Annotated in this window: 10 protein-coding genes; 4 read left to right on the plus strand and 6 right to left on the minus strand. The window is 40.7% G+C overall.

Annotated features, from left to right (window positions below; all coding sequences use genetic code 11):
• Nucleotides 1–57 precede the first annotated feature (57 nt).
• Complete coding sequence (locus M3O96_RS04515) at nucleotides 58–1,110, minus strand: M42 family metallopeptidase (protein ID WP_249719107.1); 1,053 nt, start codon at nucleotides 1,108–1,110, stop codon at nucleotides 58–60.
• Nucleotides 1,111–1,215: 105 nt separating this feature from the next.
• On the minus strand, nucleotides 1,216–3,099 hold the full coding sequence (locus tag M3O96_RS04520; protein WP_249719108.1) for an amidophosphoribosyltransferase: 1,884 nt from the start codon (nucleotides 3,097–3,099) through the stop codon (nucleotides 1,216–1,218).
• Between the two features lie 370 nt (nucleotides 3,100–3,469).
• Between M3O96_RS04520 and M3O96_RS04525 the strand changes: the two genes are divergently transcribed.
• The 3 genes from M3O96_RS04525 to M3O96_RS04535 all read left to right on the plus strand — a co-directional run bounded on the left by M3O96_RS04525 (nucleotide 3,470) and on the right by M3O96_RS04535 (nucleotide 5,409).
• Nucleotides 3,470–3,625, plus strand: a complete 156-nt coding sequence (locus tag M3O96_RS04525; RefSeq protein WP_249719109.1) for a hypothetical protein — start codon at nucleotides 3,470–3,472, stop codon at nucleotides 3,623–3,625.
• 39 nt (nucleotides 3,626–3,664) lie between these two features.
• A complete protein-coding gene (locus M3O96_RS04530) occupies nucleotides 3,665–3,991 on the plus strand; it encodes a hypothetical protein (protein ID WP_249719110.1) in 327 nt (108 codons plus the stop codon).
• A gap of 83 nt (nucleotides 3,992–4,074) precedes the next feature.
• Complete coding sequence (locus M3O96_RS04535) at nucleotides 4,075–5,409, plus strand: sigma-54-dependent transcriptional regulator (protein ID WP_249719111.1); 1,335 nt, start codon at nucleotides 4,075–4,077, stop codon at nucleotides 5,407–5,409.
• A gap of 1 nt (nucleotide 5,410) precedes the next feature.
• Here the strand turns inward: M3O96_RS04535 and M3O96_RS04540 are convergent, their stop codons facing one another.
• The 4 genes from M3O96_RS04540 to tsaD form a co-directional block, all read right to left on the minus strand.
• Entirely contained in the window at nucleotides 5,411–7,957 is a 2,547-nt protein-coding gene (locus tag M3O96_RS04540) for a hybrid sensor histidine kinase/response regulator (protein WP_249719112.1), read from the minus strand.
• 98 nt (nucleotides 7,958–8,055) lie between these two features.
• Entirely contained in the window at nucleotides 8,056–8,562 is a 507-nt protein-coding gene (locus tag M3O96_RS04545) for an HNH endonuclease (protein WP_249719113.1), read from the minus strand.
• Between the two features lie 55 nt (nucleotides 8,563–8,617).
• Nucleotides 8,618–9,088, minus strand: a complete 471-nt coding sequence (gene smpB, locus M3O96_RS04550) for an SsrA-binding protein (protein ID WP_249719114.1) — start codon at nucleotides 9,086–9,088, stop codon at nucleotides 8,618–8,620.
• A 392-nt stretch (nucleotides 9,089–9,480) separates the two neighbouring features.
• A complete protein-coding gene (gene tsaD, locus M3O96_RS04555) occupies nucleotides 9,481–10,485 on the minus strand; it encodes a tRNA (adenosine(37)-N6)-threonylcarbamoyltransferase complex transferase subunit TsaD (RefSeq protein ID WP_249719115.1) in 1,005 nt (334 codons plus the stop codon).
• Between the two features lie 45 nt (nucleotides 10,486–10,530).
• Here tsaD and M3O96_RS04560 point away from each other — a divergent pair, with 45 nt between their 5' ends.
• Complete coding sequence (locus tag M3O96_RS04560; RefSeq protein ID WP_249719116.1) at nucleotides 10,531–15,120, plus strand: translocation/assembly module TamB domain-containing protein; 4,590 nt, start codon at nucleotides 10,531–10,533, stop codon at nucleotides 15,118–15,120.
• Nucleotides 15,121–15,164 lie beyond the last annotated feature (44 nt).

Here is a 15,164-nt window from a genome sequence, read left to right on the forward strand (position 1 = left end):
AAAAAAGGTCTGAAAAATCAGACCTCAGATTAGAATTACATTTTATGTTTTTCCTTCTCAATGACTCCATTCAAACCCGTCAAGTTCCTCCAGACAAGCTTTCAGAAGTAAGATACTATTGGAAATATCTTCTTTGTGGGCCATTTCGATGACCTGATGCAGGTGACGTGTCGGGATGGAAATCGCCCCGGCAATAGCACCTTGTTTGCCCATACGCTGCACTCCGGCGGTATCGGTACCTCCTGCGGTTAGGATTTCAGGTTGCCATTTGATCTGATGCTGATCGGCGGTATGCTTCATGAAGGCGACCATTCTGTAATCGCAGATAGTCGAAGCATCCATTATTTTGATGGCAGTTCCTTTACCGAGTTCTGTTACCTTCTCATGCGGCTGTGCTCCCGGCACATCAAAGGCGATGGTGGTATCCAAAGCAATCCCAAAATCAGGGTTGATCCCATGCGCTGCAACATTTGCTCCTCGGATACCCACTTCTTCCTGAACGGTAAAAGTGGCATACACATCATAGGCCGGATTGTCCAGAACCCTCAAGGTCTCCAAAAGGATAAAAACTGCTACTCTGTTGTCAATGGATTTGCAGTTGACACAGGCTCCCATTTCTATCAGTTCTCTGTCTCTCGTAATGGGATTGCCGATGGTCACGTATTTTTCAACCTCCTCTTTGTCCATGCCCAAGTCTATAAAAAAGTCGGTAATCTGAGGCAACTTGTTTTTTTCATCTGCTGTCATGACATGGATCGGTTTACTTCCCATGACTCCAACAAGATCCTTTTTGCCGTGGACGATTACCCGCTGAGCGGTCAGGGTCTTGGGATCAAATCCACCCAAAGTATGGAATCGAACAAACCCCTTGTCATCTATGTGGGTGACGATAAATCCGATTTCATCCATATGAGCAGCTACCATCACTCTTTTGGAATCGGGATTTTTCTTGGATTTTTTGATGGCAATGACACTGCCCAAATTGTCTACCCTGACTTCTTCTACGAGCGGAGTCACCAGTTCAATGACCAAATCCCTGATTCTTTTTTCAAAACCCGGCGCTCCGGCGATTTCACAAATCTGCTTCAATAAGGGTACGTTGGCTTCCATAATTATGGGTAGATTTTATTTGAGTAGTTATTTAAACAACCAATGACCAAAAACAAGGGCTTTGCCGACTTGAATTTTGGTCATTGTTTTCAATAATGAGAATGATCAATATGCCCTGACCACTTTCCCTTCCATGTAGTTGGCAAAAGCCCTGTTTACCACGCGCATCCCTCCAGAAGTCGGGAAATCGCCTGTAAAGTACCAATCACCGGAATGGTCGGGGATACATTTATGTAAATTGTCGACTGTTTGGTAGATGACTTTTACCTCTGCGTGGATCTCGTCCGTGGTGATGATATCGGCGATTTTATCAGAAATCTCCTGATCCGTAAATGGCTCATAGAGGGCTTTTACATAGTTTTCCGTCAAAATCTGATTGGTATTGCACTTCTCATAGACTTCGTCCATCAAATAGCTCATGCCTTTGTCTTTCAGCAATTCTACCGTGGCCCGGAAAGCGATAAACTCCCTGAGCTTTGACATGTCGATTCCATAGCAATCCGGGAATCGGATCTGAGGAGCCGAAGAGACGATGATAATCCGCTTGGGATTGAGTTTGTCCAAGGTGGTCAGAATACTTTTTTCCAAAGTAGTCCCTCTCACAATACTGTCATCTATGACCACCAAAGTATCAAGTCCTGCCCTGACGACTTCGTAAGTGGTATCATAGACATTAGCCACCATGGCATCCCTGTCGGAATCATTGGTGATGAAAGTCCTCAATTTGACATCCTTGCTGACAAGTTTTTCGACCCTTGGCCGGAAGTTGAGGAGTTCTTCCAGGTCTTCAAGATGAGGTTTTCCTTCCAGTAGCACTTCCCTCCTTTTGGCACTCAAATAATCCTCGAGTCCTTCGATCATGCCCAAAAAGGCTGTTTCTGCAGTATTTGGGATATAAGAAAAAACAGTGTTTTTGAGGTCGAAATCTATGGCTTTCAAGACCTGCGGTACAAGTGCGCGGCCAAGTGCTTTTCTTTCTCTGTAAATATCGGGGTCTGTTCCCCTTGAGAAATATATCCTTTCAAAACTGCAGGATTTCTTTTCTCTAGCAGGAAGGATTTCATGCTCTGCGTAAGAACCGTCTTTATTGATTACCAAGGCATGACCCGGTTTAATTTCTCTGATTTGCTTGTAATCCACGTTGAATGCCGATTTGATGGCAGGCTTTTCGGAAGCGACCACGACAATCTCCTCGTCTGCATAATAATAAGCTGGACGGATTCCTGATGGATCACGGACGACAAAACTTGAACCGTTGCCGATAATTCCCGCCATCGCATAACCTCCATCAAAATCCCTGCATGATCTTCTTAAGATACGTGCTACATCGATTTCATTTTCGATGACTGCGGTAATCTGTTCGTTAGAGTATTGGTGTTTGTATTTATCAAAAATCCGCTGGTTCTCTTCGTCCAAAAAGTGACCGACTTTTTCCATGACGGTGACGGTATCCGTTTTTTCTTTAGGGTGCTGTCCGAGCTGTACCAGTTTACTGAACAATTCCTCCACATTGGTCATGTTGAAATTACCTGCCATGACGAGGTTGCGGCTTCTCCAGTTATTTTGCTTCAAAAATGGGTGACAAGTTTCGATACTGTTTTCTCCGTGGGTGCCGTATCTGAGGTGTCCCAACCATACTTCTCCCGAAAATGCCACGTTTTCTTTCAGCCATTGGGCATTGATCATCCCCTTCTTCCCTCCCAGTTTTTTGGCTTTCTTATATTTCTTATAGATTTTGTCAAAGATATAATTTACTGCCTGGGGCTCGATAGATCGGTACCTGCTGATGTAGCGTGTGCCCGGTTTGGTGTCAAGCTTGATATTGGCTACCCCGGCACCATCTTGTCCTCGGTTGATTTGCTTTTGCATCAAGACATATAGCCTATTTGGTGCGTACAGCGGTGAACCGTACTTCTCAATGTAATATTGGGGCTCCTTCCGAAGCCTGATCATCGCAATACCACATTCATGTTTGATTTGGTCACTCATTGGATTTGTACCGGGTAATTATTTTTTTATGTAAAGGTAAACCATTTTTAGAAGGATATGGAAGTAAAAAAGGTTCGGTTTATATAATATTTTGCAGCAAGCCATATAAAACATTATCCAAACATTTAAGTAGGACTGGTGACCTTTTTTGATTCATGATAAATCTATTTAACTCATCAAGTCTATAGCATCCGGTTCTGAAAAATTTTACCCCTGATCAAAACACTACTTTATTCGACTCTATGATTTGGATTTGGGGAATTTGTCTACAGTTAGGGAACTGACCTCCCCACTTTCAAATTTTAAAACATTGTTTTTGAGCAATAAAGGCCACTTTTACTTTGGCACAGCATGTGCAAAAAGGGTTTTTATGAAACGGACAATAGCAGCATCTTCTCTGGAATTAATAATCCTTGCTACAGAAAGTATAAGCATTAGAAACTTCGAACTTAATGCATGTAAACACCAAGAGGCCAAAGAAGTCCTATTTCATGCCAACAGTCTGGAAAGACAATTTTATAATTAAAGCCAATTTAATAACCGATATACCATAAACCAACTCACTATGAAAACCCGATTTATCATCCCCGCAATGTTTATTCTTGGATTAGGCACTGCGCCTTTGATGGGATATGCCACCATCTCCACAGAAAGCCCATCCGAGATTAAATTTTTTCAGGAAAAGGAAAAAGTGAAAGTAGATCCGGCAAACCTACCTGTTCCCGTAAAAGAGGCTATTTTGAAGGATGAAACATTAAAACCTCTCAAAATCAGTGAAGCATGGCAGGTGATTACTGAAGATGAAATCGATCACTTCGTAATAAAATTTGAAGATGGCGGCGAAGAACTAATTAAGAAATATACAGCCCTAGGAGAAGAGATTGAAGGTTAACCAATCTAAAATTTGTCTATTTTAAAAGCACTGGAATATTCTGGTGCTTTTTTTGTTATCTTCTCAGGTCAAACCGGTTTGAGATGCAGAAAATACTTTTGATAGAAGATGACATTACCTATTCTAGGATTATCCGTAATTTTTTAGAAAAAAATAAATTTGAAGTTCAATCATCTAACAACCTTGCTCAGGCCAAACCATTGATCCAGTCGGGTTGGCCCCAACTGATCATCACAGATTACCGCCTTCCTGATGGAAACGGCCTAGAGCTGCTCGAACAGTCCGGTAAGAAAAACCCAGATATAAAAGTCATCCTGATTACCAATTACTCCGATATCAAAATCGCAGTGAAAGCCATGAAGATGGGAGCTTTTGAATACATTACCAAACCCATCAATCCGGATGAATTGCTGGTAACAGTGAAGGAAGCACTTTTAGGGCATGCGGTACCCAAACCGCAGTCGGCAACCTCCGAAATTAAGGAATTGGATTATGTGAAAGGAAACAGTGCCAACGCTGCCAAGTTGGAAGATTTCATCCAGTTGGTCGCTCCTACGGATTTAAGTGTGTTGATCTTAGGAGAAACAGGTTCGGGAAAAGAATATATAGCGAAGAAAATCCACCAAAATTCAAAACGACAAAACAAACCCTTTGTAGCCATTGATTGTGGTGCATTGAGTACAGAGCTTGCGGGAAGTGAGCTTTTTGGACATATCAAGGGTTCATTTACGGGAGCCCTCGACAATAAAACAGGACATTTTGAGCAGGCAAATGGAGGTACTATTTTTTTGGATGAGGTAGGCAACTTAGGTTATGAGATTCAGATAAAACTCCTACGCGCAATAGAGGAAAGGAAAATCCGGAAAATCGGAGCTAATAAAGAAACAGAAATAGATGTGCGAATCATTGCCGCCACCAACGATGAATTGAAATCAGCAAGTCAGGACGGAAACTTCAGAGAGGATCTCTACCATAGATTGAATGAATTCACGATCAATCTTGAACCGTTAAGAAACCGCAAAGAGGACATCCAACTATTTACCGACCACTTTATCCATCAAAGTAATGAAAAGCTAGGCCGATATGTCACTGGCGTTGACCCAGAGGTGGAAAGGATTTTTATGGAATATTCTTGGCCGGGAAATTTAAGAGAACTAAAAAACATCGTGAGAAGGTCAGTCCTCCTGTGTCATGATAAATTGATTACCAGGGACTTATTGCCAAAAGATCTACTTGAGATAACTACTGAATCCCAGCAATTTCCAACTGATTATAAAAGTAATCTGGTAAACCACGAAAAAGAGACGATAGAAAAGGTGCTGAGAGAAGTTAGGTTTAACAAATCAAAAGCTTCCCAAATGCTCGGGATAGACAGAAAAACACTTTATAATAAAATGGAAAAATACGGACTCAAATGATTTATGAGGCGAGCTCCAAATTCCAATCGGACTGAATTTTTTCAATTACCTGATGGGTTTCCTTCAATAATTTGAGGATGGATTCGGTTGTTTCTACAGTTTTTCCATTCTTCAAAGCTACTTCAATATCAAATGCCAATCGGGCACAATCGATTTTCATCTGGCCTAATCTACTGGACCACTTATGGACAATCTCTCGGATTTTTCCAAAATCCAGATTTCCCAATGCAGCCTCTACATCTTTTGCCTCCTCTTTAGTAACCCAGATAATATCTTGGATGGTTTCCATTAACATAGTGTGGTCACCCATGCAAAACTTGTGTAGGTCAGTTAAATCATATTCTGGCATTATCAAATCGGGCAATTTCTTATTATCATTTTCCTGATTTGAAATTTTTGGTTCTAATCCCAAAAGCAATCCGATCTGGTTGACGATTTCATTTTCATTGAATGGTTTTAAAATCAAGCCATCAAATCCAACGGAATGAATATTTCTCTCCTCCTCCACAAATACATTTGCTGTCATGGCAATTACTGGAAGCATGCGGTATTGCTCCTTGGCACGAAGGATTTTGACCACTTCCAGGCCACTGACTTCCGGCATCTGAATGTCAACGATGGCAATATCGAAGTCAACCGGAATAAATTTATTCTTGAAATGCACACCTCCATTGATATCGATTACCCGTGCCCCTTTGCTCTCGAGGATCATTTTGAGCAATTGTAGCCCAATAGCATCATCATCCACCACAAGCACTTTCATTCCTTCAAGTGAATAATCTAATAACTGATCAGTTTCTTTTTGCATGGCCTCTACTTGTTCAGAAGGAAGATCAATTAAAATAACAGTCCCTCTGCCAACTTCACTTTCCACCCGAATAGTCCCCTCCAATTTGTCAATCATTTTTTTGACAATTGCCAAACCGAGACCGGTACCTCCAAATTTCCTGTTGATTGCGGTGTCTCCTTGATTAAATTCCTTGAAAATATGTTGCTTAATTTCAGGCGTCATTCCCATTCCGGTATCTGAAATTTGGATCCTGAGAAGTTTGTGGGCCCAAGATATATCTACTTTGATCCCTCCGCTTTGGGTAAACTTAAGTGAGTTGCCCAAAAGGTTGTTCATGATCTGATTAATCCTTAATTGATCTCCTAGGAGCCAATTCTCTTGTGGAAGATCGATGTTCCAATTGAAATACAGATTCTTTTCCTGAGCCTTCAATTCAAAAAATCTTTTGATGGAAATAAAAAGTCTCCCGGCATCAAAAGGTTCTTTTACAATATGGATTTGTCCTGCTTCAAGCTTAGAAAAATCAAGGATGTCATTGACTACTGACAATAATGTATCTGAAGCGAAGCCTATCCGCTCTACAAATTCTTTAGGATTGCCTTTGAGACCCGATTTTTCTAAAGCTTTTTGGTAACCCTGAATGGCATGGAGAGGGTTTCTGATTTCATGGCTCATGTTGGCAAGAAAGTCCTGCTTTGTTTTTGCCAAGATATCAGAATTTCTTTTGGCTTCCTCTAATTTTTCGCGGTACAAGTTTGCTTTATCCACTTCCTGCAAGATGCTGTACACAAAGCCTAAAGACCCAACAACACCCAAAAAAACCAAAATTCCCAAAATCCAAGAAACCGTATAGGTAAGCTGGTAAGCAGACTGATTTTGGTTATTATATTCATTCAGCAATTCGGTCTGAAGTTCAGAAACCATTTTCTGGATTTGTGAAAAAATTTCAGTGTTTTTAGCAATAAGACTTGCTTCCAATTGTTGAAATCTGTTTTGAAGACGCTGCTCGTCCTTATAGATTTTTTCTACAGTTGACCTGATGGCAAGTAATGTGGAATCCTGATTTCCAGAGTTAACCGGTAATGGTTGCTTAGCAGCGGCCTCTACTTGGCGGATATCTTCGGCGATTTCAATAAGTTCTTCTTCAAAATCAAAATCTTCTTGCTCATCAAGTTCTACTACCTCCTCTTCAGGTTCAACAGCTGCTATTCCAATCGTATCCGGTTCATCGGCTTTTGGATTTAAGGAGGATAGCAAATCCTTGGGTCTAACTTGTCCCAAAAACTGCAAGTCGCTCAACTCCTGCTGTCTCTTGATCCGGATTTCAATCCCTTTTAGGGCTTCTGCGGTAAAATTCCTATTAGCAAGGTAATTTCTAACCTCTTCTAAGCCTGCAAAAACTACCATCAATTCAGAAATGGTCAAGCTGATTTCATCCAAGGTCTTGATTTCAGTTGAATCTTGGGTGTTAGACTTCAACCATTCCAGTCTTTCTTTGACTCTTTTTCTAGTGACTTCCGAAACGGAATCTTTGTCAGAAGTCCGTTCGGTTTTATTGATGTCCAAGACATAAACATCAGCCATGAGTCCGTTCAATTGCTGGAGCTTTTCATTGGGTTCGGTAAGGTCCTGAACAGTATCAAGTAGATTTCGGATGCTGAAATATGTGACGGCACTTACACCAAGAACCAAAAAAAACGCCAGGATAAACCCTGTTACAACTTTCCCTCCGACCCGATATTTTTCTTTGAGGCGCATCTATGCATTTTTATCCTTTCCAAAATGGCAATAATTGTTCCATTGTCTTCTTTCTGATTAAAAGAAACATCTAGAATGGAAGGATAATATAGGTAAATTTAGACAGTTCTCAATTCAATATAAGGCACCCATTCTTCTGCATGCCTTTCCGCATATTCTGCCAAAAAAAATCCCAAACTAGGTTTAAATGGTTGGGATCTGAGCTGCATTCCTGCCTGCTCTGGAGTTTTATCGCCTTTGTACACATTGCAGCGGTGACAGGCTGACACGAGATTGATCCAATTAGATTTTCCGCCTTTGGACCTAGGTACGACATGGTCTAATGTCAATTGTTTTTTTGATCCACAATACTGGCATTCATGACTGTCTCGCCTAAAGATATTTGTCCTGTTGAGCAATACACCTTTGTAAGGAATATTTTTGTATTCATTAAGTCTGATTACTGCCGGATATCTGAAACTTTTGGTTACGGTCCTGATGGTCAAGTCTTCATAAAAAGTCAGACAACTCACTTTTTCCAAGTAAGTCAGGACGAAGGCTTTTTGGACTGTCACCACAGCAACAGGTGAGTGATCCAAGTTTAAAACCAAAACACGTCTTTCCATAATGCCCTAATATAAAATCTTTGCTTGGAAAAACCTGTTGTAGTATACAAATGTTTCAAAACTTCATTTTAGCCAACTCTCTTTTAACATCTTTTTCTTTGATGTCTTCCCGCTTGTCATGCAGTTTTTTGCCTCGGGCTACTGCAATTTCCATTTTAGCCAATCCTTTGTCATTGATAAAAATCCTTATTGGAATTATTGACAATCCTTTTTCAGAAAACTTGGTCTCTATTTTTTCTAGTTCTCTTTTGTTCAACAATAACTTTCGCTCTCTGACAGCTTCGTGGTTATAGCTTGACGCCATTGAATAGGGAGCAATATGCATCTGCTTGACATACAATTCTTCTCTCTGAAAGTAACAATATGCTTCAGTAAGTGACACTTTCCCTTCGCGCACAGATTTGATTTCCGTCCCACTAAGGACAATGCCTGCAGTGTAAGTATCTAGGAACTCAAATTCATGACTCGCCTTCTTGTTCCTGATGTTGATGATTTTATCGAATTTGTTCTTTTTGGTAACGGCCATGCTTGGTTTTACTATTTGTAATGGTTGTAATTGTTGTAGTGGTTGTAATTGTTGTAGTGGTTGTAGTGGTTGTAGTGGTTGAAGTTGTTGTCTGCTACGCGTTGTAGGGTTGTCGATATGGTTAATTGGTTAATCGATAAGAATCTTTGAGGTCTCTTTTTGACTTCGAAGGTTTTTGGTTAATAGTTGACCGCATGGTCCCTGAGCGAAGTCGAAGGGCTCGCTTCTTGATACTCGATAATAAATAGAGATTTCTCGGTCGTGCCTCCTTCGAAATGACAAAGAAAACCTTTTCCTTTAGCATAGACTTGTACTTTAATTAGGCACAACTGCAAACTGAGACTGAACACTGCTACTTCTTTTCTTCTTGATACTCGATACTTGATACTATTCTAAATTTTCATCCTGGCTTCCGGCACGACATCAAGCCCACAAAATTCTCCTTTGAGATATTTGAAATGTGCGGCCATGGCAATCATAGCAGCATTGTCAGTGCAATATTCGAATTTTGGTACATATACTTTCCAACCGTATTTGGCAGCAAGATGATTCAATTCCTCTCTCAATCCCGAGTTTGCTGATACCCCGCCGGCAATGGCGATTTCTTTGATTTTGTGTTCCTTTGATGCTTTTACAAGTTTCTGGGAAAGCATTTTGATCAAAGTGTACTGAACAGATGCACAGATATCAGCTAGGTTTTCATTTATGAAATTTGGGTTTTCCTTCAGGTTATCTCTAAGAAAATATAGAACGGCAGTTTTGATCCCCGAAAATGAAAAACTCAAACCCGGCATATCTGAAACGGGAAATTTGAAAGCATTTGGATTGCCTGATTTTGCATAGCGATCGATCAATGGTCCACCGGGATAAGGCAGTCCGAGGAGTTTTGCTGTTTTGTCAAACGCCTCCCCGACCGCATCATCTGACGTCTCCCCTATCACCTCCATGTCCAGATAGTCTCTGACCAAAACTAGTTGGGTATGGCCTCCACTCACTGTCAGACAGATAAAAGGAAAGGATGGTTTTGGGTCTTCAATATAATGTGCCAAAATATGCGCCTGCATGTGGTTGACATCTATCAAAGGGATTTCAAGGGCAAATGCTAAAGATTTGGCAAAGGATACACCAACTAGTAGCGACCCTATCAATCCCGGCCCTCGGGTAAAAGCAATCGCTGAAAGCTCCTGTTTGCTGATTCCCGAAGATTCAAGCGCTTCATGGACGACCGGAATCAGGTGTTGTTGGTGTGCACGTGAGGCAAGTTCAGGAACTACACCCCCATATTTTTCGTGTACCGATTGCGTGGCGATGATATTATTAAGTATTTTGCCATCAGAAATGACCGACGCCGACGTTTCATCACAAGATGATTCAATAGCCAGAATATTTATCTTCATTTCGCTTGCCTCTTGGAAAAGAACCCCAAAGTTACGGAAAAATTAATGAAAGCCTTTAGGGTGTTCTTCAGGTTGGTTCTTATACTTTTTGTGCTTTTACTATTGCTAGTGGTAGCTGTTCAGATCCCGGTGATACAGACAAAAATCACCAAATCATTTACCGAATACCTCAGCAAAAACACCGGCTTTAAAACCAGTATTTCGAAAGTCCGGATCAGGTGGTGGGATGCCATCAGCCTTCAGGATGTGGTAATCTACGACCACCATGACAGCTTGATGGTGGACCTGGAGGATGTTTATATTGATTTTTCTATTTCGGGACTATTGGATAGAAACAATCCCGGAGTAGACCAGATCAAATTAGAAAAAGGAACGATTAGGCTTCTCTTCCATCCGGAGGAAGATTTTATCAATATTGCTGAGTATTTGTACCAAATAAACCTTCTCTTCCCAGGTGCGCCACGGGATCCAAACAAAAAAGCCTCTAGGTTTGGTATCAAAAACATCAGTCTCAAAGAGGCAAACTTGGATATCATCAATTATGGCAGTGCTCCGGTGGAGAGCGGATTTGATTTTAACACACTTCAGTTTCGGAACCTCATCGCTGATGCGGACGACTTTTACGCTGAAGGACCGACTATAGGCATCAAAGTCAATTACCTGCGGGGATTAGAATCTACGTCAGGACTTGTTTTTCAGCAGTTGAAAACTGATTTTACTTTCAGCTCAACATTCATGGAGTTTGACGATTTGTATTTGAGGTCTAATAGAACAGAGATCAAAAACTACCTTAAATTCAGTTATCCTTCTACCAAAAGCCTTTCAAATTTCATCCATGAAGTTACTATCTTGGCAAGGCTGGATGAATCTGCCTTGGATATCCAAGATTTGAAATACTTTACAGATGGCCTTACTAATATTGAAGACCGGATTTTTATCTCAGGTGAATTTGAAGGCACTGTAGATGACCTTTCATCTGAGGAATTATTGGTAAGGTTCGGAGAAAAAAGTGCCTTATTTGGAAAATTCAAAATCGATGGACTCCCCAATATTGACAGTACATTTTTTGAATTGTCCCTAGTCAACTCGGTTCTTAACAGCAAAGACCTTTCACCATATATCAGTGAAGAGGCGAGGAAAGAAATCAACAAATTTAAGGATGTGCGATTTGATACGGATTTTTCAGGTTACATCAGTTATTTTACCGCAAATGGAAATTTCCGAACCGGAATCGGTGATATTATCGGAAGGCTCAGTTTCAAAACAGAGAAAAACAATCCAACTTTTACCGGAAGGCTACAATTAAATAACCTAGACATCGGTGTATTGCTCGAAGACAGGGAAAGATTCCAAAAAGTCACCTTGACCGGACAAATCCGTGGAACCGGACTAACATTGGAAACTGCTCTTCTGCAGGTAGATGCCAATATAAAAAGCGCCGGAATCAATGGCTATAATTATGTAGACATTGTAACTGACGCTACTTACGGAAAGGACTTATTCAGAGGAAATCTAAAAGTAAACGACCCCAATCTTAAAGGCGAACTGAGTGGCGTCTTGGACTTGAGAGAAGGAAAAGATTCTGTTCGTATGACGGTCAAATTGGATACTGCCTTTCTCAAAGAGTTAAATTTTGTGGAAAAAGACGCCTTTGTAAGCGGAAGAATAGCTATAGATACCAAGGGCGTCACCTTGGATGACATCGAGGGAATAGCAAGGTTCAGTGATGTGAATTTAAGCTACGAAGGCAGAAATTTATTCGTAGACAATTTTTATTTCCAATCACTTTTCACAGATGAATCTAGGGTAATCTCCCTTAACTCTGACTTGCTCGTGGCAGGTATCTCGGGAAAATTTAAGGTAAGGCAACTTCTGGAAGACATCCAAAACCTAAGCCAACAATACCTTGCCATCCTGACAAATTCAGATGAAAAAATCTCGCTGCGTGCGGATGCCAATGAGGAACCATATAGCATTGACCTCAACCTCAAATTCATTGACATCAATCCCATTATCAACCTTCTGGAACCGAGGGCAACAATATCAAAAAATACCATCATAGAAGGTGCCTTTTACCAAACGCCTAACAACACCATTTTCAATTTTTTTTCCAGTGTAGATACCATTTATTATGATGGGAATTTCCTCTACGAGACCAATCTTGATTTCAATACTTCAAAGCTGATCAACAGCTCTGAGGTTTTGGCATCCTTTTATATTTTCTCCAAAAAGCAAGAACTCAATTCCGGTCTAAAATTTAATAACCTCGCTATTGAAGCCATTTGGGATGAATCAAGTATTGATTTTAGGTATGACCAAGACCAGTTGGAGACCGGAAGTTATGTCCGGGTCAAAAACGAAATTACGATCTACCCAGACCATACAACGGTGGTTTTTGAACCATCAGAGCTCAAAATTCTGAATAAGATATGGCGTTTTGATGAGGATAACAGCATTTATATTGCACAAAAATCTTTCCTGTTTGACAACATCAAGCTATTTAACGGTGACCAATTTATTGCACTCAACGGAACCATTTCTCCAAATCCAAATGAAATGCTTGGACTTGAGATCCATGAAGTGAATATGGATTTTCTGAATACTTTGAGTACAAAGGAATTCAGTGGTCTTGCAAATGGAAACTTCGGATTCACCAATTTTTATGAATCTATAGGGATCAATGGACAGATTAATATAGATGAATTGTACATCAATAATTTTTTGGTTGGGAATATCGATGCTGCCACTTTCATTGCTGACCAACTGATCAATATCGAAATAAGCAATATCCGAAATGGAAAAAAGGTGATTTCCATTGATGGGTTTTTGGGCAGTTTTGACGACCAACTTCAGCTTAACGCAAAATTGAACGAAGCTGATTTATCTATCTTAGAACCCTTTCTTTCCAATTATATCACTAGAATGGGAGGAACTGTTTCCGGTGAATTTGAGATTGGAGGTTCAATTCCTTTTCCTGTTGTGATCGGAAACGGGTTGGTGACCGGTGGAACATTGCTTGTCAATTATCTCAAAACCCAATACACTATAGACGGCAACCTGATATTCAATACCAATGAAATCAGCTTTAGAGAACTGACTCTCAGAGACACCAATGGAAACCGTGCCAGGATGAGAGGAGGAATTTCACATGATTATTTCACGGATTTTATACTCGACATCTCTTCCACGCTGGATAATTTTCAGGTCCTCAATACCGGTTCCAAAGATAACGAGCAGTTTTATGGGACTGCTTATGTGACAGGAACACTGAATATTTTTGGTGCTGCCAATAACCTTGATATCACGGCCCGAGCTACCTCCCAAAGGAATACGAGGATATTTATTCCTTTAGGATCAAAGAGCTTCGAAGCACAAGAAGATTATATCAATATCATCAATGTCCTCGATACCACAAGAATGATTTCTTTGGAGGAAACTATCGAAAAACTGGATATCAGCAATGTGCGGATGAACTTCACCTTTGATGTCACGCCTGATGCCTATACCGAAATCCAGATTGACCCAAGGACTGGGGAAACAATCCAAGGACGCGGACGAGGGGTATTGACGATGAACATTGATACTCAGGGAAATTTTTCTATGTCAGGAAATTATGAAATCACAGAAGCCAAGTACAACTTTTCACTTTATAATATCTTGCGAAAAGAATTTATTGTGCAGCCCGGTGGTAGGATTTCGTGGTTTGGCGATCCATATGAAGGAGTGATGGACCTAAGTGCTTATTATTTAGAAAGTATTTCACTTCAAAGTCTTCAGACAAACCAAAACGCCGCTGTGGAAGATCCCGCCATGAGAAGAAGGTTTCCGCTAAAAGTTCTCATGAACCTCAAAGGCCAAATTCTATCACCTGAGATTACATTCAATTTTGACTTTGCAGAGTTCCCGACAGAAGGAAATATCCAGACCTATATCTCAGCATTCCAAAATCGGATTGCCAATGATGAACAGGAGAAAAACAGGCAGGTATTTTCTGTTATCATGATGAGATCGCTGTCTCCCGAAGGCCAATTCAGTGGAGTCAGCAACATCGCTACTTCTAACTTAAGCCAATTGCTTTCTTCCCAGCTCAACAGCTTTATCGCTCAAGTGGATCAAAATCTGGAAGTTGATATCAACTTGGCAAACCTTAACCAAAGTGCTTTGGAAACTTTCCAGCTACGGGTAGCTTACACATTTTTGGATGGCAGGCTAAGGGTGTCAAGGGATGGTGGTTTTACAGACCTGCAGGGCAATGCCGATCTTAACAGTATCGCCGGTGACTGGCAGGCTGAGTATATGATCACCCAGGATGGTCGCTACAGGTTGCGGGTCTATAACCGTAATAATTTCAATACCTTCACCTCACTTTCATTGGCGAGAAATGTCGCCACTTACGGAGTGTCCGTATCTCAAAACCTATCGTTCAATAATTTTGGTGAACTTTGGGTCAGGATCAGAAACAAAGAAAAGCAAAAGCTTAGGATCAATGACCAAGATGATTATTTGAGGTATGACAAGGGAGAAGATGAAGATTGGAAAAACATCCCCTTAGACAGCTTGGAAAGTAAAGTGAGTCCTTTGGATTACCAGATGGATCCACCGATAAAAAATATTCCAAAAGGCAAAAAGGATTGAAACAATTTCGGTCCAAGAATCTTCTAAGCTGAAAGGACGTTAAC

The organism is Aquiflexum sp. TKW24L, from assembly GCF_023502205.1.
Lineage (GTDB): Bacteria > Bacteroidota > Bacteroidia > Cytophagales > Cyclobacteriaceae > Cognataquiflexum.